At 46.5% G+C, this 19530-nt stretch carries 18 protein-coding genes; 6 read left to right on the forward strand and 12 right to left on the reverse strand.

Going from position 1 to position 19530, the window contains the following annotated elements:
* Nucleotides 1-40 precede the first annotated feature (40 nt).
* The 4 genes from ABDK00_RS00105 to msrB form a co-directional block, all read right to left on the reverse strand.
* A complete protein-coding gene (locus tag ABDK00_RS00105) occupies nt 41-2275 on the reverse strand; it encodes an alpha-L-fucosidase (protein WP_346237466.1) in 2235 nt (744 codons plus the stop codon).
* 128 nt (nt 2276-2403) lie between these two features.
* Nucleotides 2404-3927 carry a lysine--tRNA ligase gene (gene lysS / locus ABDK00_RS00110; protein WP_346237467.1) on the reverse strand — a complete coding sequence of 508 codons (1524 nt, stop codon included), beginning with the start codon at nt 3925-3927 and terminating at the stop codon, nt 2404-2406.
* 101 nt (nt 3928-4028) lie between these two features.
* The gene (locus ABDK00_RS00115) at nt 4029-5354 is read right to left on the reverse strand and encodes a Gfo/Idh/MocA family oxidoreductase (protein ID WP_346237468.1); all 1326 of its coding nucleotides are present in this window, start codon (nt 5352-5354) and stop codon (nt 4029-4031) included.
* 115 nt (nt 5355-5469) lie between these two features.
* Nucleotides 5470-5937 carry a peptide-methionine (R)-S-oxide reductase MsrB gene (msrB, locus tag ABDK00_RS00120; RefSeq protein WP_346237469.1) on the reverse strand — a complete coding sequence of 156 codons (468 nt, stop codon included), beginning with the start codon at nt 5935-5937 and terminating at the stop codon, nt 5470-5472.
* Between the two features lie 247 nt (nt 5938-6184).
* Here msrB and ABDK00_RS00125 point away from each other — a divergent pair, with 247 nt between their 5' ends.
* Nucleotides 6185-6769 carry an adenylate kinase gene (locus ABDK00_RS00125; protein ID WP_346237470.1) on the forward strand — a complete coding sequence of 195 codons (585 nt, stop codon included), beginning with the start codon at nt 6185-6187 and terminating at the stop codon, nt 6767-6769.
* A gap of 69 nt (nt 6770-6838) precedes the next feature.
* Here the strand turns inward: ABDK00_RS00125 and ABDK00_RS00130 are convergent, their stop codons facing one another.
* Nucleotides 6839-7276 (reverse strand): viral A-type inclusion protein, encoded by a 438-nt coding sequence (locus ABDK00_RS00130; RefSeq protein WP_346237471.1) that lies wholly within the window; start codon nt 7274-7276, stop codon nt 6839-6841.
* A gap of 252 nt (nt 7277-7528) precedes the next feature.
* On the opposite strand from ABDK00_RS00130, the gene ABDK00_RS00135 reads away from it, so the two are divergent.
* Nucleotides 7529-8866, forward strand: a complete 1338-nt coding sequence (locus ABDK00_RS00135) for an OmpA family protein (protein ID WP_346237472.1) — start codon at nt 7529-7531, stop codon at nt 8864-8866.
* Between the two features lie 53 nt (nt 8867-8919).
* Here the strand turns inward: ABDK00_RS00135 and feoB are convergent, their stop codons facing one another.
* Complete coding sequence (gene feoB / locus ABDK00_RS00140; RefSeq protein WP_346237473.1) at nt 8920-11025, reverse strand: ferrous iron transport protein B; 2106 nt, start codon at nt 11023-11025, stop codon at nt 8920-8922.
* 157 nt (nt 11026-11182) lie between these two features.
* On the opposite strand from feoB, the gene ABDK00_RS00145 reads away from it, so the two are divergent.
* Nucleotides 11183-11626 carry an IPExxxVDY family protein gene (locus ABDK00_RS00145; protein WP_346237474.1) on the forward strand — a complete coding sequence of 148 codons (444 nt, stop codon included), beginning with the start codon at nt 11183-11185 and terminating at the stop codon, nt 11624-11626.
* A gap of 11 nt (nt 11627-11637) precedes the next feature.
* Entirely contained in the window at nt 11638-11871 is a 234-nt protein-coding gene (locus ABDK00_RS00150; protein WP_346237475.1) for a 4a-hydroxytetrahydrobiopterin dehydratase, read from the forward strand.
* Nucleotides 11872-11878: 7 nt separating this feature from the next.
* Here ABDK00_RS00150 and ABDK00_RS00155 read toward each other — a convergent pair whose 3' ends face one another.
* Nucleotides 11879-12775, reverse strand: coding sequence for a mechanosensitive ion channel (locus ABDK00_RS00155; RefSeq protein WP_346237476.1), 897 nt, complete (start codon nt 12773-12775; stop codon nt 11879-11881).
* A gap of 116 nt (nt 12776-12891) precedes the next feature.
* Between ABDK00_RS00155 and ABDK00_RS00160 the strand changes: the two genes are divergently transcribed.
* Together ABDK00_RS00160 and ABDK00_RS00165 are read left to right on the forward strand one after the other, a co-directional pair.
* Nucleotides 12892-15033 (forward strand): peptidylprolyl isomerase, encoded by a 2142-nt coding sequence (locus ABDK00_RS00160; protein WP_346237477.1) that lies wholly within the window; start codon nt 12892-12894, stop codon nt 15031-15033.
* A 91-nt stretch (nt 15034-15124) separates the two neighbouring features.
* Complete coding sequence (locus tag ABDK00_RS00165) at nt 15125-15631, forward strand: DUF2480 family protein (RefSeq protein ID WP_346237478.1); 507 nt, start codon at nt 15125-15127, stop codon at nt 15629-15631.
* 26 nt (nt 15632-15657) lie between these two features.
* Here ABDK00_RS00165 and corA read toward each other — a convergent pair whose 3' ends face one another.
* The 5 genes from corA to ABDK00_RS00190 all read right to left on the reverse strand — a co-directional run bounded on the left by corA (nt 15658) and on the right by ABDK00_RS00190 (nt 19436).
* Complete coding sequence (gene corA / locus ABDK00_RS00170) at nt 15658-16770, reverse strand: magnesium/cobalt transporter CorA (protein WP_346237479.1); 1113 nt, start codon at nt 16768-16770, stop codon at nt 15658-15660.
* A 66-nt stretch (nt 16771-16836) separates the two neighbouring features.
* A complete protein-coding gene (kdsB, locus tag ABDK00_RS00175) occupies nt 16837-17562 on the reverse strand; it encodes a 3-deoxy-manno-octulosonate cytidylyltransferase (RefSeq protein WP_346237480.1) in 726 nt (241 codons plus the stop codon).
* A gap of 79 nt (nt 17563-17641) precedes the next feature.
* Nucleotides 17642-18475 carry a sterol desaturase family protein gene (locus tag ABDK00_RS00180; RefSeq protein ID WP_346237481.1) on the reverse strand — a complete coding sequence of 278 codons (834 nt, stop codon included), beginning with the start codon at nt 18473-18475 and terminating at the stop codon, nt 17642-17644.
* Between the two features lie 12 nt (nt 18476-18487).
* Nucleotides 18488-18709: a putative signal transducing protein gene (locus ABDK00_RS00185; RefSeq protein WP_346237482.1), complete on the reverse strand. Its 222-nt coding sequence runs from the start codon at nt 18707-18709 to the stop codon at nt 18488-18490.
* A gap of 100 nt (nt 18710-18809) precedes the next feature.
* Complete coding sequence (locus tag ABDK00_RS00190; protein ID WP_346237483.1) at nt 18810-19436, reverse strand: TPM domain-containing protein; 627 nt, start codon at nt 19434-19436, stop codon at nt 18810-18812.
* Between the last annotated feature and the right edge of the window lie 94 nt (nt 19437-19530).

Raw genomic sequence — 19530 nt, forward strand, 5'->3', positions numbered from 1 at the left:
CGGTTGTCAACGACCGGGCTTTCTTTTGGGAAGGGAAGAGTTACTCATAAAAGCCAAGTTCAGCGATAGAGAGTTCGTCGCCTCCGCCGGCGATCACTGTCGATTCTAATTTTATAAACCGGGCGCTTACCGGACTTTTCAGATCATAATTTCTTTTGGTAGGATCATTAATCAGGTTTCCAAATTCAAAGTCGGCAACCGGCTTCCAGTTGTCCCCGTCGTTGCTGATAAAAAGGCGGCCTTTTTCAAGCATACCCTTGCCATGAAATGTTTGCGGCGTATAGGTAAAACCGCTGATGCTGTAAGTGGCGCCCAAGTCGATAGCGATCGCATGGCGCTGGCCAGGCGCTGATGTTTGCCAGAAAGACCGGGCGTCGGCGTCAAAAGCTTTGGTGGCGCTATTTCTGGTGGTAGCGCTGCTGGCATCGAGCAGCTTCCAGTTTTCTTTGGCAATTTCAATGCGTTCGCTGCTTACGCTTCCTCGCTCTTCGTCGGTAAAAGCGGCGGCTTTCACAATTCCTTTTTTCATGGGGAAGGGCTGGGTATAAACTGGAGCATGCCTATCAGGTTCGCTGCCGTCGGTAGTGTAACGAATGACGATGCCGGTGTTGATATTATCAGCAGCATTTTGTTCATTGACGTTCCAGTTAAAATTTTGGCGCGCTGCTGCGATAGCAACCAGCCCTTTTTTATCGGTAGATATGGCGAGGCGGGGCGGCCTTGTTTTATAATAGAACGCCGCAACCGTACTAAGGGCGGGAGCTGCGCGCTGTTGCAAAATGCGGATCCGGAATCTGTCGGAAGTTACCTGCGGGAAGCGAAGAATTCTTTTATAACCAATATTAGTGGCGCGCGCTATTTCCTTCCAATCGCTGCCGATCCACGCGTCAACTTCAAACGCTTCCACCCTTTCGCTATGCGAAGTAATTGCTTCCTGCAACATCAGCCGGTTGATGGTGACAGGGCTTTTGGTTTGAATGATTACCGGCGCGTCGGGATTAGATAGCAGCGCAAAGCTTTGATCATTATCATCCAAAAGCCGGGCTGGGCCTTTTGCCGATTTGAAAAGATTGTTGCTATAAGTTGCCTTAATTTGTGCTCCCGCCTGAAGCAATGAGTTTACATCTCTTTCTGAAAAGCGGCCCTCGCGATTGGGCGGAATGTTTAAAAGAAAGATAGAGTTGCCGCCTACGGAGCGTTCGTAAATATCGAAAACATCATCTGCGCTGCGCACTTTCTGTTCTGTATCGTTGCGGTAAAACCAACCTTCTCTGATAGAAGTGTTGGTTTCGGCCGGTTGATAATGAATATATTTGGCCCCATAAAGATCTTCGCGAGCGCCCAGCGACCGATTGGTAAGATCGGGGAAGTAATGCGCCGTATCCGGATTGAAAGGATAGGCAATGGTATTCCATTCGGTGTCCCGCGTTTTTCCGCCTTCGTTTCCGCACCAGCGGATATCCTGTTTACCAAAAATAACCGCTTTCGGCGCGAGGGTTTGGATCAGCTCCTTCCAGGCAAGATAATTATAGCGCTGGCCGCCTTTTGTTTTGGGATGAGCGCCATCAAACCACACTTCGCTGATTTCTCCGTATTCGGTAAGCAGTTCGAAAAGCTGGTTTAAAAAATATTCATTGTAATCATCCACCTTAAACGTAAAGGTTGTCTTGTTGGCAAAGGGCCGCCCTTCTACCGGACGCGGAATGACGCGATCGGTGTATTTGCTGAGGTTGCCATATAACCCATCGGCGCTTTCAATTTGAAAAAGATCAGCGGGCGAAAGATAGATGCCCAGTTTCAATCCATATTTTTTACAGGAAGCCGCCAGTTCTTTTACGATATCACCCTTACCGTTTTTAAACCCTGTGCTCATCACGCCATGCTTCGTATATCGGCTTTGCCATAACACAAAGCCATCATGGTGTTTGGCGGTAATAATTACCATTTTCATTCCGGCGTCTTTCATGACGCGGCACCATTGATCTGTGTCGAGCGATTTCAGGTCAAACACTTTCGGGTCTTCCATGCCGCTGCCCCACTCTTTGGCGGTGAAACTGTTGGGCCCGAAATGTATAAATGCAATGTATTCATTTTTCAACGCTGCATATTGGTTCGCGGTCGGAATCACATGCGCTGCTTTGGCGATTATTTGTGCTTTCGAATCGGTAGGCAATACTGCGTAAGTACTTTTGAGCTTCAGCGCCGGGGCCTGCTGTGCTTTTACAGAAGACAAGGCAAGCAGGCTGCAGGAAAGGGCCAACATTTTTCTTAACATAGCAAATCAACATTTAAAGAAAAATAAAAATAGGTAATTATTGCTGCGGACCGCGGAGGCAACGCATATTTTAAAAAGCAAAGCCGGCACTTTCTAAAATGCCGGCTTTGAAGAGAAGAAAAAAGTTATTAATCCATTTTTTCGGGGCGCATTTGCGGGAAGAACAATACATCCTGAATGGAAGCCTTGTTGGTAAGCAACATGCAAAGGCGGTCGATGCCGAATCCAATGCCAGAAGTAGGCGGCATACCATATTCGAGCGCGCGCAGAAAATCATAATCTATAAACATGGCTTCTTCGTCGCCGCGTTCCAGCAATTTCGCCTGTTCTTCAAATCGCTCCCGCTGTTCGATGGGGTCGTTTAGCTCGCTGTAGGCGTTGGCGATTTCTTTGCCGTTAATCATGAGCTCAAAACGCTCTACCAGTCCGGGTTTGCTGCGATGCTTCTTCGTCAGCGGGCTCATTTCTACCGGATAATCGATGATAAAAGTCGGCTGTATATAATGGTGCTCACACTTCTCGCCAAAAATTTCGTCGATCAATTTTCCTTTGCCCATTGTTTTATCAACGTGGATTCCCAGGTCTTTGCAAACATTTTTCAGACCTTCTTCGTCCATCGCACTCACATCGTGGCCGGTATGTTCTTTAATGGCGTCATAGATAGAAACACGGGCAAAAGGCGCTTTAAAAGAAATGGTTTTTTCGCCAACGGGCACCTCCGTTCCGCCAGTAACATCCTGTGCGGCTTTTTCCAAAAGCTGCTCCGTGGTTTCCATCATCCAGAAATAATCTTTGTAGGCGGTGTAAAACTCCAGAATGGTAAATTCGGGATTGTGGGTGCGGTCCATCCCTTCGTTCCGAAAATTGCGGGCAAACTCATATACCCAGTCGAAGCCGCCAACAATCAGTCTTTTCAAATACAATTCGTTGGCAATACGCAGATAAAAGGGAACGTCCAGCGCATTATGATGCGTTATAAAAGGCCGCGCCGCCGCGCCTCCCGGAATGCTTTGCAACACGGGCGTGTCCACTTCCAGGGCGCCGCGTTCGTTCAGAAATTCGCGGATGGAGTTGATAAGTTTGGTGCGTTTGATGAAAGTTTCTTTGATAGAAGGATTGATTACCAGGTCGGCGTAGCGCTGGCGATATTTAAACTCCGGGTCGGTTACTTCGTCAAAAACATTGCCTTCTTCATCTCGTTTTACAACCGGCAGCGGCTTCAACGATTTTGATAACAAGGTCAATGTTTGCGTGTGCAATGAGGTTTCTCCGGTTTTGGTAACAAATACGTAACCGGTAGCGCCGATAAAATCGCCGAGGTCGAGCCCGCCCTTAACAACGTGTTCCCAAAAGCTTTTGTCTTCCTCCGGGCAAAGCTCGTCGCGCTTCACATACAACTGAAAAATGCCCTGCCGGTCCTGAATTTTAATAAAGAAAACCTTGCCTTTATCATTGATACTCATAATGCGGCCAGCCACACAAACATGGGTAAATTGATCTTTGGTTGCTTCCGAAAACTGGTTTTTAATGTCGGCCGAATAGTGAGATACGGGGTAAAGGGCAGCGGGATAAGGGTCTACGCCGGCCTCTTTTATTTTCTGTAATTTTTCTCGTCTGATTTGTTCCTGCTCAGATAGATGTTGTACGCTCATTCAATTCAAATTTTCAAAAATGAGCTGCAAAGATAATTGGAATGAGGATGTTATGGGAGTTTGGCTCCAATCAGTTTCTCAAACCTCGCTAAAGTAATATTTTACAACCTAGGCAAACTATAACCATTGTGGTAAGGCGCCATCATATAATCTTTATTAAGCCGATCGTCGGTGAACTGAGCGGCGGCCTTATCCCAAACAACTTTTTGGCCACTACGGTAGGCAATATTGCCCATTTGGCAAACAGTGGCTATATGCGCGCCCGTTTGCACCGGGCAATTCAGATCGGCCATTTTCCGCGAACGAACGACATCCACAAAGTTTTTCGTGTGGGCGTCGAGGCCGTTTTCTGAAGGCGCCTTGCGGGCGACGCTAACTTTTTTATCGCTGCGCTTTTCTTCAATCACTTCCCATCCGCCGCGGTCCAGCTCCAGTGTAGCATTGTTGCCGATGAACGCGATGCCGTGATCTTTTTTAAAATTGCCGTTGCCGATGCCCATGGCGTGGTCCCAAATGAGATTGAAGTTATCAAACTCGTAAAGCGCTGCCAGCGTGTCGGGTGTTTCCTGGTAGAGGTCGGGATAGGCAAACCTGCCGCCAAGCGCCGACACCGTTTTAGGCACGGGAGCCTTCATTCCAAAAATGGCATAATCCATCAAATGCACGCCCCAATCAGTCATTAGGCCGCCCGCATAATCCCAAAACCATCGAAAGGTGAAATGAAAGCGGCTGCTGTTAAAAGCCCGGGTTTTCGCCGGCCCGAGCCACATTTTATAATCTACGCCCGCTGGCGGCGCACTGTCGGGCACCACAGGGCCGGGCTTCATCCAGTCCTGATAACACCAAACTTTCACCGTGCGGATATTGCCCAATTTTCCGCTATGCACAAAATCGATGGCGTCGCGAAAATGTTGCTGGCTGCGCTGCCACTGGCCCGCTTGCACCACCTTATTGTATTTTTCCTGCGCCGCCACCATCGCTCTGCATTCTGCGATGGAATTGCCCACGGGCTTTTCAACATACACGTCTTTGCCGGCCTGCACGGCGTGAATCATAATCAAAGCGTGCCAATGATCCGGCGTGCCAATAATCACGGCATCTACATCTTTATTATCAAGCAGCCCCCGGTAATCATTATAAATCTTGATCTTAGAAATATCAATATTGTGCTGTTTCAGCTCGGCCAAACGCTTATCAATCACATTTTTATCAACATCGCAAAGGGCGGCCAGCCTTACGCCGGGTATCTTTAAAATGGACATGGTGTTGGACCAACCCATGCCATTGATGCCAATGGCACCGATATTTATCTCCTCTGCGGCAGACAAATTAAAACGAGAAAAATTTTTGGTATTGAAAGATTGCAAGGCAAAACTGCCTAATGCCAAAGCCGAACTGTTGGCAAGAAATCGTCTTCTGGAGTGCATGGCTGCTGATTTGTTTGTTCAAATATAATAAAACAAACCACATTGCAATCGATTACAAAATGGAAAAACCGCGATCTGTCGCGGCTTTTTCTTGTCCTTTTCAAAAAATGAAAAACTATTTGTTTTCGTCCTTATATTTCTTTTCCTGCTCTTTGGCTTTTTCAAAATCAAGCACCACACCATTGATACAATAGCGAAGGCCGGTTGGAGGCGGCCCGTCGTCAAACACATGGCCCAAATGTGACTGGCATCTGCCGCAGGTTACTTCCGTGCGCACCATCCCGTGGCTTTTATCCTCATGGTAGTTCATACTTGTTTTGCTGATCGGCTCGTAGAAACTGGGCCAGCCGCAGCCGCTTTCAAACTTGGTGTCGCTTTTAAATAATGGATTGCCGCAGACCGCACAGTAATAGGTGCCCACTTCTTTCGACTTTTCGTATTTACTCGTCCAGGGCCTTTCCGTTCCTTTTTGCCTGGCGATATAATAAACATCCTGCGGCAGAATTTTCTGCCATTCTTCATTGCTCATTTCAACCTTCGAGGTGTCGGTTCGGGAATAAGCGGGGTTATTTTCTTTATTCATTTTTACAGAATCGATTTTAGGGTTTGATGTCGTTTGAGACCGGCATTGCGTAAACAAGCAACAAATACTCAGCCATAATAAAAAGGAACGCTTCATAACGTAAATAAAAACAATTTGCGGGCGCAAAGGTTTTGAACAGGCCCGAGGTTGGCAGATTTTCACATTTTCTGACAAAAGGTACGCAAAAACGCAAAATTTAGTTTCGCTACGTTATATTTGTTCAAATACATCAAACCAATTTACGTAAATGTTTAATTTAGTTTTATTTGGCCCTCCCGGTAGCGGCAAGGGTACGCAGGCTACTAATCTTATCGAAAAATATAAATTAGTACATCTTTCTACAGGCGATTTACTTCGAAATGAAATTGCCAATAAAACGCCTCTTGGTTTAGAAGCAAAAAAAATAATGGACGAAGGACAGCTGGTTCCCGATGAAGTGGTAATCGGCATCATTGATAATTGCCTGGAAAAAAACGCGCTGGCGCAGGGATTTTTATTCGATGGCTTTCCCAGGACGCTGAACCAGGCTAAAGCGCTGGACAAGCTGCTTGAATTAAAGAAAACGCAGATCGACCTGGTGCTGGCATTGCAGGTAAACGAAGAAGAGTTGGTAAGGCGTTTGTTGGAGCGCGGAAAAACTTCAGGCCGCTCAGACGACACGAGCGAAGAGGTGATTCGTAAAAGATTCCAGGTTTACTCCAACGATACGGAGCCGGTAGCCCAGCATTATAAAGAAGCCGACAAGTTTAAAGCCATCCCTGGCGAAGGCTCGATCGATGATATTTTTGCGAGATTAAGCGCTGCGATCGACGATTATAAAAGCGAGCAATAAGCAAAGTTGCAAAACATAATAGAAAGCCTCACAACAGCTGCGTTGTGAGGCTTTTTTGTGAAACCCATCCTATTTCGCCAGTACCGAGTCGGCCTCTTCGATGGTTGCAAGCACAATATCTTTCATCTGATTTACCGATTCGAGTTGCATTTTCAGATAGGCTACCCGCGCCGTTTCATCATTTTTTAAAGAGTCGTACCTGAAACCTTCCATCCATTCGTTCATCGACACATCCGCGAAACTTAATTTTTTGATCGTACTGTCGAGCGCCGCGATGCGCGCGGTGTGCGCTGCGCCTGGCAAGCCTTTCAGCGAATCCATTTCTGCCTGCGCTTCTTTTTGAAGCCGGCTCAGTTTCATCATTTTGGGCATCGCCACATCGTGGCCGTCCAGTACCAGTTGCAGCAAGCTGTCAGACAGCGGCTTTTCGCTGCCTCCGTCGCCCGAGGCATCATTTTTACAAGAAAAAAGAAGGCTGCTTAGAAGGATAAAAAAACATATACGCATACAAATATTTTTTACAAAAATAGGCACTATGGCTTATCCCTAATTCGGGTGAACAGCGTGTTTTAGAAAAAGCTTTGGGCTACTTTTAAGTTCAGAATATGGAAAACAACGGCAGGCCTTCTTCAAATTTTCGGGCAAACGCCTGCTGCTGGCCAGGAGTTTTTGACCAACCGGGCAGAAAGTATGCAGGTGAAACAACCTGCAATATTCGGTGCCCGCAGACACTCGTTAAAAGAACTAAAAAATAAGCACATGAAAATTTTAGCCTTCCTTATTGCATGGCTGCTGGTTGCCGAAACCGGGCACAGTCAAATTATAGACCCCAAGCGGGCCGCCAGGCGCGCGGCGGAAAACCGCGCCAACCAAAAAATCGACCAGGGCATTGACAAAGGCCTTGACAAAGTGGAAGAAGGTATTGGCAGCATTTTTAAAAAGAAAGGGTCTAAACCAACAAAATCTAATGAAGAATCGTCGGACAGCGACGCGGCTGCCGATCGGCCCAACCAAAAACAAGAGTCAGGGCCGTCAGGCTTTTCGGCAACGGGAAAGTTTGATTTTATTCCCGGAGAGCGGGTGATTGGTTTTGAAGATTTTAGCCAGGACGGGTTGGGCGATTTCCCGGCCAAATGGAACACCAACGGGTCGGGAACGCTGTCGAAGCTCAACGACAATCCTAATAAGTTTTTGATGACCAACAGCGAGACCGTTTTTTATCCGGAATTTATCAAAGGGCTTCCGGACAATTTTACGGTAGAGTTTGATCTGGCTTCCACACCCGAATTCAGCTATTACAGCGGTTATTTTGTGATAGGCTTTACCAGCGAGCCCAATATCGGCAAAAGCTGGGGTTCTTTTAAAAAATATGGAAACAGGCGCAATAACACCAAACTGACCGTAGAGTTAGCGCTGCATCCAACCGGTGCCGGCGGTGACCAGGGGATGTCGGTGGTAAACGCGGTCGGCGGCGACCAGGAGATTGTTTCGAACGACCTGGAACAGAAGGTATTTGCGACGAAAGGTGGAAAGAATAATGTTCATGTAAGCATCTGGCGGCAAAAAGGACGTTTGCGCGTTTACCTGAACGAGTCAAAAATATGGGATATCCCGAGAGCTTTCGGAGATGGAAGTGAGAAAATCAACGCTATTTATTTCCGGAATGACGGGCCCGGCAACGACGCGCAGCAATTTTTCGTTGGAAACGTGCGCGTAGCGGTCGGTGCGCCCGACACCAGAAGTAAGTTAATAACGGAAGGAAAGTTTGTAACGACCGGAATTTTATTTGACGTCAACAGCGATAAAATAAAAGGAGAAAGCTATGGCGTGCTGAAAGATATCGCGAATGTGCTTTCTGAAAATGCTACAGTTCGGGTTAAAATAATAGGCCACACCGACAGCGACGGCGACGAAGCTGCCAATCTTTCTCTCTCGAAGAAAAGAGCGGAAGCCGTAAAAAAGGCGCTTTCATCGGAATTTGGAATTGCCGAAAGCCGGATGAGCACTGAAGGGAAGGGAGAAACACAGCCTGCTGCCGACAACACGACTCCGGAAGGGAAAGCCAACAACCGCCGTGTTGAATTTATCAAACAATAAAAGATTACAAACCAAAACTAAGCGGGAGCGCCCTCACCTGCTTAGTTTAAATTTTATTTTAAAAGCTGATAGGCGATCAAGCTAACTATATAAGCCAGGAAAGTCATGTAAGCCAGTTGAATCATCGGCCATTTCCAGCCGCCGGTTTCACGTTTTACGATCGCCAGCGTACTCATACATTGCATGGCGAACACATAAAAAAGCATCAGCGAAACGCCGGTTGCCAGTGTAAAAACCTTCGTCCCATCGCTGAAAGTAGCCCGGTCCATTTTTTCCTGTAGCGCAATGTTTTCTGCTCCGTCATCTTCAACGCTGTACAAGGTAGCCATGGTTCCTACAAAAACTTCTCTTGCTGCGAAAGAAGTAATCAGCGCGATGCCGATCTTCCAATCGTATCCCAGCGGGCGAATGGCGGGTTCTATCGCTTTTCCCATCATGCCGGCATAAGAAGCTTCCAATTTTGCTGTGCCATAATGTTCTTCTATTGCGGCGGCATCTGCGCCCGGCGCAGCGAGCTGCTCCTGGTATTGAAGCTCAATGGCTTTCATTTTTTTTGCCGGGCCGTATGAACTTAAAAACCACAGCCCGATACTGATGATCAGGATGATTTTACCGGCCTGCACGGTGAAAATTTTAGCCTTTTCAACCATTGTATGAACCGCGTTCTTCCATCGCGGCGCCCGGTACACCGGCAGCTCGAGGATAAAAAAGCTTTTTTCTTTTATTTTGATAAACCACTTCGCAACATAAGATACGGCCATCGCGAATACCAAACCGATCAGGTAAAGCCCCATCATTACCAACCCCTGAACGCTGATGAAACCGGCGACATAGGTTTCAGGAATCACTACGGCGGTTAAAATGATATAAACGGGCAGGCGCGCCGAACAGCTCATCAGCGGCGTTACTAAAATGGTGAGCAGCCGCTCCTTGCGGTTTTCAATATTACGCGCGCTCATAATCGCCGGCACGGCGCAGGCAAAACCACTGATCATAGGCATCACGCTTTTACCGTTGAGCCCGACGGTGCGCATGATACGGTCGGTAAGAAAACTGATGCGCGCCATATAACCCGTGTCTTCAAGCAAAGTAATTAGGCCAAATAAGATCATGATCTGGGGAATAAAAATCACAATTCCTCCGAGGCCCGCCACCACCCCGTTGATCAATAGGTCCGAAAAGTTATTTTGGGGCAGCAAGTCGGCCAGCCAGCCGCTAAATGCCGCGGTGCCGCCATCAATCCAGTCCATCGGGTAGGAAGCGAGTAAAAAAACCGATTGAAACAATAGAAAAAGAATGGCCAGTAAAATCGCATATCCCCAAAACGGATGCAGCAACACATTGTCGATCCTTTCGGTAAGCCGCGATTTTTTTTGCGGATCGGGAAACGAAACCGCCTGGTTGAGGATATGGTTGATGCCTTTATAACGCTGCACGATTTCCTCGGCCTGCGTTCGGGACGGATTAAACTGGTGGTCGATTTCTGCCTGCTCTATCTGCTCCTGCACCTCTTCTGCCAGCGGAAAGGTTTCGTGGTTGATTAGATAGTGAATCGCCTCATAATCTCCGATGCCGGGCACGGCCAGCTGTGCCTGCCGGATGGCGTCCGGCGCTAAGGCCGAAGCTTCTATAAAACTTCTGGCTGGTGGTTTATACAAATTTCCTGCAACCAGTTCGATCGCCTTTTTTAGCGCGTCGATTCCTTTGTTTTTTCGCGGATTTACGGCTACAACCGGAACGCCCAGTTCCCGCTCCATCTCATTAATATCAATATCAATTCCCTTTTTTCTGGCGATATCGGTCATGGTAAGCGCCACCACCACCGGCCTTTTCAAATCGATAATCTGGGTGCAGAACAAAAGGTTGCGTTTGAGGCTGCTGGCGTCAGCCACTGCCACGATTACATTTGTTTTGATGTCGGCATCCTGGTTTAAAATTACCTTATACGCCACTTCTTCATCCAAACGGCGGGGATACAGGCTGTAGGAACCGGGCAGGTCAATCACTTCGGCGGTTGCGTTACCGATTTTTGTAGTGCCGGTTTTTTTGTCAACAGTCACGCCCGGAAAATTGCCCACCTTTTGATTCATACCCGTGAGGGTATTAAATAAAGAAGTTTTTCCGCTATTGGGGTTTCCTGCTAACGCGATATGTAACATTGAATTTTTCAAAACGTAAAGCCACAAAATTAACCGCCTTTCGTATAAGAATGTTTACGAAATACGGAGTTTTTATGTCGGTGCTAAAAGAGTGGCATGATCTTTTTTATAACTTTACATCGCGGATACCCCGCGAACCCACAGGAAAAGAACGACTATGGCGCTTCTGAAATTGGAATTGGATACACAGGAAATTATCGACAATTTTTTTGACGATACAAAACTGTTGGGTATTGTAACGAGCGTGAAAGATTACCGGTTTTGCTGGAACCTGAATAATATGTTAGGCATTAATTTTAGGATCAATCACGACATCGAAATTGCCATGAAGCGAAAAAGGCGGCAATATTTTTTTTCTGTTTATGAATATCACGAGCCGAACAGCGCGCTCTGTCATTACTTGTACAATAATCTGCACGACGGAGAGTTTTTGCTGCCTGAGTTTAAAAACCTCGATTTTTTATGGTTGATGAAAGATGATATTGTCACTGATGCATACCTGAACCAGTTGATTGCCATGCTGAGGAATATACCCGGGGTTCAGCTGGTAACAGAGCTTACCAATGAAAAGATAAAAAACAAAGAATATCTCATTTTTTAAAAACACGCACTATGTGGCAGCAATCTGACAACCGGTTATATCGAAAATTGAAGTTTAAAGACTTTAGCGAAGCATTTGCTTTTATGGCCCGCGTTGCCCTCGAAGCGGAAAAAATGGATCATCATCCCGAATGGAAAAATGTATACAATACGGTGGAAATATGGCTAAGCACGCATGACGCCGGCGACACCGTTACAGAAAAAGACCATCAATTAGCCCAAAAAATTGACACTATCCTGGGTTGATTGTTTATCAAGGTCGGGGCTTTTCCCATACTTCCGACAATTTTTCTCCGCCTTTAATGCCAAAATCCAATGTACGAATCGGGAACGGAATGGTAATATCGTTTTCGTCGTAAGCCTTTTTAATCAGTTTAATCGCCTCGCTGCGGCCCTGCCACAACACCGACTGCGCGCCAGATTGAAGCCAGATCAATACCGAACATTCAATCGAAGAATCGCCAAATACATCAAAAAAGAGCTTGGGTGGCTTATCGGTGGACAACACTGAGATGTTTTTTACAGCCTCTAAAGTGACGCGCTCTACTTTTTCAAGGTCATCGCCATAAGAAACCCCGACTTTTAAATCGAGCCTTCGGGTTCCCAGCGTGGTAAAGTTTGTAATCGCATTTTGAAAAAGTTCTTTATTGGGAATAGTGACCAGCTGGCCGTGAAAATTCTCGATAATGGTATGCCGCAGGTGAACTATTTGTACTACGCCATAATGATCTTTGCTTTGAATGGTGTCGCCCGCCCGGAAAGGGCGCTGAATAGTGATAAAAACGCCCGATACAAAGTTGGCAGCGATATCCTGAAAAGCAAATGCCAACGCCAGCGTAAGCACGCCCGCGCCCGCCAAAAGCGTGGTAACGGTGCCGTCTAACTTTAGCACACTTAATGCAGAAAAAATGACAACTCCAATAATTGTAAGATGGAAAATCGATACAATTAAATTCGCCAGATTTTTTTGTGCGATATACCTTGAAAGTAGCTTGCTAAAGAGCCTTTTGAAGTATTTGGCCGCGATCAGGCCTACGCAAAGAATAACGCAGGCCAATAGTAAATTGGGAAAAATCGAAATAACCAGCTCCACCCAGTGCTCCACCTTATCTGAGATGATTTTCCAGGCGCCGTCCATCGTTAAACTCATGTGTATTCCGGTTTATTTTAGAATTCTGGCTAAAATATAGGATAAAATTTCCACAATTTGTTAATATTTTCAAATACCCTATTTTTGCCGTCCTTTTATTTAACGTATATAATATTATGTCGGTTATTCAGAAAATCCAGGACAAATATGGCAAAGTAATGGCCATTATAATTGCTTTAGCCTTGGTGGTGTTTGTTATCATGCTTGCTTTTGAGAACGGTGGCAGCCTTTTTAGAGGAGATACAACAACCGTAGGAAAGATAAATGGTGAGACGATAGAATACGATCAGTTTCGCGCCATGGTGGATCAGCAGTCACAAATGATGCAGCAGCGCGGCATGGGCGCCAGCGGAGAAATGCTGGCACAACAGGCTAATGAAAGCGCCTGGAATACTGAAATAGCCAGAATTCTTTTAACCCAGGAAGCGCACAAAGTTGGCATCGAAATTGGTAAGAAAGAATTGAACGATTTATTGTTTGGAGAAAATCCGCCACAGGATTTGAGGCAGGCTTTCACCGATCCGCAAACCGGCATCTACAACCCAGCGGTGGCGCAGCAACAAATCAATAATATCAAAACGAAAGGAACTGCCGAGCAAAAAGCTCAAATCAACGCCTTTCTGGATCAAATGCTTTTTCAGCACCTCGCTCAAAAATATGATGCCTTATTAACGAATAGCATCAATTTTCCCAAATGGATGGTGGAGAAAGAGAACGCGCAAAGCAGCCTGATCTCTAAGGTTTCTTTTGTAAGAGAGCCTTATTCCAGCATTTCCGATTCTGCAGTTAAGGTTACCGATGCCGACATTCAATCTTATATTGATGCGCATGAGAATGATTTTAAACAAACAGAAAGCCGCAGTATCTCCTATGTCGCATTTAATGCGCAGCCTACCGCCGCTGACAGCGTGCGTTCTAAAGAAAACCTTTTAGCGTTGAAGGCCGCATTTGACAGCACCGATAATATGAAGACGTATTTGATGACGCAGGGCGCCACCGACTATTATGATGGTTTTATCAGTGGCAACCGGATTCAGGTGCCGATGAAGGATTCCATCTTCAGAGCTGGTGTGGGCAACGTTTACGGTCCTTATATCGATGGCGATCGTTATGCGATGGCGAAGATCGTAGCAGCCAGGACTATTCCGGATACGGTAAGTGTGCGGCATATTTTGATCGGCCTATTTCAGCAGGATCCGCAAACAGGCCAAAGAGTTCAGATCCGCGACACCGCTTCGGCCAAAAAACTGGCAGATAGCATCGCGCTTGCCATCAGAAACGGAAGTAATTTTGATTCTTTAGCCATGAGGTTTTCAGACGATCAGGGCAGTGTTCAAAACGGAGGCAAGATCGAAGATATTCCATCCGGTCAGAACGTTCCTGAATTCAACGACTTCACCTTCACCAATCCGGTTGGTACCAAGGGTGTGATTAAAACTGATTATGGTTACCACTATGTGGAAATCCTTTCACAAAAAGGCAGCGCTACCGGATATAAAATTGCCTATTTGAGCAAACCAATCGAGGCCAGCCCCGAAACCGATATGGCCGCCAACAGCGCCGCTACCCAGTTTGCCGGAGCCGCCACAGACCAGAAATCTTTCAACGCAGCCGCCGAAAAACTTCAAAAAGAAAAAGGCATTTATAAATCGGTAGCTCAGGATATTCCTGCTTCCGGCGCCATGATTCAGGGCGTGGGCGCGTCGCGCAGTTTTGTAAAAAGCATTTACACCGCTGATTTAGGAGATGTGGTGCAGCCCGAGCGCGTTGGCGACTACTATGTCGTAGCGCTGGTTACGGAAGTAAATAAAGAAGGAACGATGAGCCCCGCAAAAGCCAGGTCGATGGTAGAACCATTGTTGGTAAACCAGAAAAAGGCAGAGGTGATTACAAAAAAAATCGGATCAATAACCACGCTCGAAGCGGCTGCGAAAACATTGGGCAAGCAGATTGAAACAGCCGATAGCCTGCGCTTCGCCGGACAACCTTCCATGAGCCTTGGCTTTGAGCCGAAGGTCATTGGCGCAGCGTTCAATAAAGCCAATGTAAACAAAGTAATTAATGAGGCTATTCCGGGAACACAAGGTGTCTATGTGGTTCGTGTTGACAATTTATCCAACACGCCGGTGCAGGCAGCCAATGTGGAAGAAATGAGAAAGATGCGTTCGATGCAAGCGCGCCAGCAGGCGCAGTTCCAGTCTTTACAGGCGTTGCGCGAAGCCGCGGACATCAAAGACAATCGCAGCAAGTTTTATTAATCGCGCTAAAAAAATTATTAAATCCCGGCATTGCCCGGGATTTTTTGTTGCCGGCGAACAAGTTAGCAGCCAGGAATGTTAGTTTTAGGATATGGAACCAGTCATCAGAAATAAGGTCGCTGAAAGCGGGATCATCACGCTCAACCTCGAAGATTTTTATCCGAAGGAGCCCATTGTCGTTTTTGATATAAAGGATTATCTTTTTATGGAAATGATATTGAAAGAGAAAGATTTCCGCGAAGCGTTAAAACAACACGACTGGCAGCAATATGAAGGCAAAATAGTGGGCATTACCTGCACCGCCGATGCCATTGTGCCGCTATGGGCGTATATGCTTATTACGACCTATTTGCAGCCCGTTGCAGCCTTTGTAGCCACGGGCGATGAGCAAGCTATGAGAAGCAGGATGTTGTCAGATAATATCAAAGCGCTGCCCGCCGCGCAATATGCTGACAAGCGGGTGGTGATAAAAGGCTGTGGCGATGTGGAAATTGGCGAATCTGCCTATGCAGAAATAACACGTGTGTTACTGCCTGTTGTAAAAAGCCTGATGTATGGCGAGCCCTGCAGCACTGTTCCGGTTTATAAAAAACGATAAAAGGTTGTGGCGCGGAGGCGATTAATTTAAAACCAGTCGCGGCGCTTAAATAAAATCAACATCCATAAAGGAATCAAAAGCATGGCACCCACGGCGATCCAAAAGCCCCAATGATGCCCTGTTAGCGGAATAACATCGAAGTTCATCCCAAAGATGCCGCCAATCACGGTAGCGGGCGCCAGCAGGCAGGTCACGATGGCCATCACTTTCATCACCTCGTTCATTTTTAGATTGACATTGCTCAGGTATAAATCCTGAAGGCCCATGACCACATCGCGCAGGTTGTCGACCAGGTCCACCGCCTGAACAATATGGTCATACACATCTTTATAATAGCGTTCGTTATATTCGCTTAGCAGGTCGCTCTCGCTTTTGATAATGTTACCGATCACCTCTCGCACGGGATAGATACTTCTTTTAAGAACGATAAGCTCTTTTCTGAGTACATTGATGTGAGCCAGCGTTCTTTTACTGGTGCTTTTAACGATCTCTTCTTCGAGGTCTTCAATCTGATCGCCCAACTTATCCATCACGATAAAATAATGGTCGACGATTGTATCGATAAGTGTGTAATACAAATAATCTGCCTCCTTGGCGCGGGTTTTACTGGTAGGCAATTTCAACCTTTCGCGAAGCGGATTGAAAACGTCTCTGGCGGCGTCTTCCTGAAAGGTAACCACCGTATTTTTTCCAAGAATCAGGCTGATTTGCTCCTGGTCAACCGATTTTTTTGCCGTGTTATAATACAGCATGTTCATGACGCTGAACAACACTTCGTCAATTTCGTCCATCTTGGGGCGCTGGTTGATGCTGAGAATATCTTCGATCAAAAGCGGGTGAATGCCAAATCGCGCGCCCGTTTTTTCTACGTCTGTTTTACTGAATCCGTCGATATTAATCCAAACAATATGACCGTTGCCTTCCAGCGCCAAAGCTTCATCAATCGTAATTTTTTTTAGCTCCCTGACTTCGTTTTTGTTATATATATAAGCGCTTACGACGATCTCCCGCGTTTCAGCCCGCGCGGGAACCACTGTAGGGTTCACCGAAAGGATTTGCTTGGTTCTTTCGGTGCCGAACAGATCAAAAAGATTTGAAAGGAAAAGGTAGCGCAAGTACTTTTTGGGGCGAACTTTCATAGCAGGAAGATAAAAAATTTTTATTTAGACGACAGGCGGGTTTGTCTCGGTCGCCGCCTTTGGCCATCAGGAAGGGTTGAACAAATGCCTGGCCCGCGCCAGGTCTTCGGGCGTGTCAATCGCTATATTTTTGTAATCGGTATCCGCCATATAAATATCCACGCCGTGGTACAAAAACCGCAGCTGCTCCAGCTTTTCAATTTTTTCAATAGGCGCCTGCGGCAGCGTCGTAAAATCCAGCAACGCTTTTTTCCGGAAGGCATACACGCCAATATGCAAAAAGTAATCGGCCATTAAATCTCCGTCGCGTTGAAAAGGAATCACGCTGCGACTGAAATAAAGCGCTTTATTGTTTTTGTTAACGACCACTTTCACCATATTGGGATTTTCCGCTTCGGCCGTTTCCATTTTTCGCATCAGCGAGCCCACGCTTACCAGCGGATCATCAAACAACGCTACCAGTTTTTGCAAAGGCTCTTTTTGAATAAAAGGCTCATCTCCCTGAACATTGACGATAATATCTACATCAAGATTTTTGGCAGCTTCCGCAATCCTGTCGGTACCGCTTTCGTGCGTGGCGATGCTCATGATTGCTTTTCCTCCCCGACTGGTAATTTCCTCATAAATAATATCGCTGTCTGTAACAACATACACATCGGTAAATAAGCCGCAGGTGGCCGCCGCTTCATACGTCTGGGCAATAACGGGCTTGTCGCCCAGCATTTTCATGAGCTTCGCGTGAAAACGTGTGGCTGCGTATCGCGCCGGGATCATTGCTACAACTTTAACCATGCCTCAAATGTATCAAAAATCAAAAAGCCGAAATATTTTAATACCGCCAATTGTATGAAAAAGAGCGGGTGTACCGAAACTAAGCATCAGGTGTTTTCGTTTTTTTTCTGAAAGGGTCTTTTAATAAATCGATAAAATCTTCGTCTTTTTCGTTGGGATAATATTTATCAAGCCCATATTTTATTTTGGAAGGATGCAGCGTCGTAAAAGTTTGGAACATGCGGTCCCAGATCGAAAAGACTGCGCCATAATTGCTGTCCGTGTAGGGCTGTTTCCAATGATGGTGCACTTTGTGCATATTGGGCGACACAAAAACATAGCTCAAGCCCTTGTCCAGGACTGGTGGCAGTGAAATGTTGGCGTGCGTAAATGCGGTAGTAATCACTACAAGTGTTTGATAGATCATGACGCTGTACATCGGAGCGCCGCTTACAAAAATTAATAGTATAAAAAAGATGCCGCGAAGCAGGCTGTCGCCCGGGTGATGCCGCAGCCCCGTGGTGACGTCCACTTTATTATCGCTGTGATGGATTAGGTGATATCGCCAGAGGTACGCATTTTTATGCATTACCCAATGCACCAGCCAGCTGCTAAAATCCAATGCCAGCATGCCAATAATAATCGCGCCCCAAACATCTGACCGGAACCAGTAGACAAGCCCCCAGGACTGCTCGCGACACCAGTCGCTCAACAACACAATGAGCACGGCAAGCGCGGTGTGGATAATAAGATGAATGATGGTGAAACCAAAATTAACCAGGGCATGTCGGAACTTATTAACACGGTAGCGAAGTTGTACAAGTGGAATGGCGCCTTCAATAATCCAAAAAATAAGCAGGCCGCCGACCAGGAGCGCCATGCGCTCTAAAGGCCGCTGTTCGAGCGTGGAAAAATAGGCGACGATTTTTTCCATGATGCAGGCATTTTATTCGTTTTGAGCTTCGCCCAATAGGGCACGCGCTCTTTCAATTTGCGTTGCTGCCACCATCAGCTTGATGCCGCCGCCTACCGAATTGGTCAGTACAGGATAGATCGTAACAATATTTTCGTCTTTCAGCCAGCAATTAATGTATTCACTTTCCAACCTCCCACAGGCAAGATGGGCTTCAATATAATTATCGAAAACAGCGGCGACAACAAAAGTCATAGTTAAAGTTAATCGAAAACAGAGATAAAATGAAAGCGGCTATTTTTAACTACCAGCAGAATCGGCGCCTGTTACAGGACGCCAGCCTTTGAAAAAAATGCTAAAACTTTATATTCTGTCTGATGGTGTTCATCAAGGCGGTAAGGCCATTGCGTGTTCCGTCGTAATACGCTTCTGCCTTGAAGCCGGGCTTAAACTCCGTTTCAATTATTTGTGCCGTTGCATCGTCGCTTAACAGGCGGGCGACAAAAGGGCCATAATCTATACGGATGCGGCGCAGTTTTTTACTAATGCTGATTGCCATACACTTATCACTTTTGCCATGAACGGCCGCCCATTCTTCGAGCATGGCCTGGTTGGCCTGATCAAAGTTTTCGGCGGTGATTGCCGGGTCGGTGACAGCAGCTACCTTAATGGCGATGAGGTTGCTTTTTTCAAAATTGCGCACCAGCGAATCGAGCCGCTGCTCCTCTTTTGCCGAGAATACATCTTCGTAATCGTAGATATAATTGATGCCGGCCGGCGTGGACACCTGTTGTTGGGGAAATACAACTTTGGCTTCCTGGCGCGGCGAAGCCTGCCCTGTAGCTGTCGTATTTTTGGAAGGCGCGCTACAGGATAAAATAAAAAAAGCGGGTAAAATGCCTAAAACCCGGCCATTTCGAACCGCTAATGCTTTGCAAAATGTGTTTAAAGCTAATCGGAAAAATGTAGAATGTGAAGCCATATTTCAGAACGGCAGTGCCGAGGATGCCTAAATTTAGTTCAGGTAAGCAGGGCAATTTCGATGCCAAACGCCATCAGGCCATGCAGCAATGATA

Origin of the sequence: Niabella insulisoli, from assembly GCF_039652435.2 — a bacterium.
Classification (GTDB): Bacteria; Bacteroidota; Bacteroidia; order Chitinophagales; family Chitinophagaceae; genus Niabella; species Niabella insulamsoli.

Coding starts and splice junctions, on each gene's coding strand:
- ABDK00_RS00105 (WP_346237466.1), bottom strand. CDS start 2,275: ATGTTAAGAAAAATGTTGGCCCTTTCCTGCAGCCTGCTTGCCTTGTCT.
- lysS (WP_346237467.1), bottom strand. CDS start 3,927: ATGAGCGTACAACATCTATCTGAGCAGGAACAAATCAGACGAGAAAAA.
- ABDK00_RS00115 (WP_346237468.1), bottom strand. CDS start 5,354: ATGCACTCCAGAAGACGATTTCTTGCCAACAGTTCGGCTTTGGCATTA.
- msrB (WP_346237469.1), bottom strand. CDS start 5,937: ATGAATAAAGAAAATAACCCCGCTTATTCCCGAACCGACACCTCGAAG.
- ABDK00_RS00125 (WP_346237470.1), top strand. CDS start 6,185: ATGTTTAATTTAGTTTTATTTGGCCCTCCCGGTAGCGGCAAGGGTACG.
- ABDK00_RS00130 (WP_346237471.1), bottom strand. CDS start 7,276: ATGCGTATATGTTTTTTTATCCTTCTAAGCAGCCTTCTTTTTTCTTGT.
- ABDK00_RS00135 (WP_346237472.1), top strand. CDS start 7,529: ATGAAAATTTTAGCCTTCCTTATTGCATGGCTGCTGGTTGCCGAAACC.
- feoB (WP_346237473.1), bottom strand. CDS start 11,025: ATGTTACATATCGCGTTAGCAGGAAACCCCAATAGCGGAAAAACTTCT.
- ABDK00_RS00145 (WP_346237474.1), top strand. CDS start 11,183: ATGGCGCTTCTGAAATTGGAATTGGATACACAGGAAATTATCGACAAT.
- ABDK00_RS00150 (WP_346237475.1), top strand. CDS start 11,638: ATGTGGCAGCAATCTGACAACCGGTTATATCGAAAATTGAAGTTTAAA.
- ABDK00_RS00155 (WP_346237476.1), bottom strand. CDS start 12,775: ATGAGTTTAACGATGGACGGCGCCTGGAAAATCATCTCAGATAAGGTG.
- ABDK00_RS00160 (WP_346237477.1), top strand. CDS start 12,892: ATGTCGGTTATTCAGAAAATCCAGGACAAATATGGCAAAGTAATGGCC.
- ABDK00_RS00165 (WP_346237478.1), top strand. CDS start 15,125: ATGGAACCAGTCATCAGAAATAAGGTCGCTGAAAGCGGGATCATCACG.
- corA (WP_346237479.1), bottom strand. CDS start 16,770: ATGAAAGTTCGCCCCAAAAAGTACTTGCGCTACCTTTTCCTTTCAAAT.
- kdsB (WP_346237480.1), bottom strand. CDS start 17,562: ATGGTTAAAGTTGTAGCAATGATCCCGGCGCGATACGCAGCCACACGT.
- ABDK00_RS00180 (WP_346237481.1), bottom strand. CDS start 18,475: ATGGAAAAAATCGTCGCCTATTTTTCCACGCTCGAACAGCGGCCTTTA.
- ABDK00_RS00185 (WP_346237482.1), bottom strand. CDS start 18,709: ATGACTTTTGTTGTCGCCGCTGTTTTCGATAATTATATTGAAGCCCAT.
- ABDK00_RS00190 (WP_346237483.1), bottom strand. CDS start 19,436: ATGGCTTCACATTCTACATTTTTCCGATTAGCTTTAAACACATTTTGC.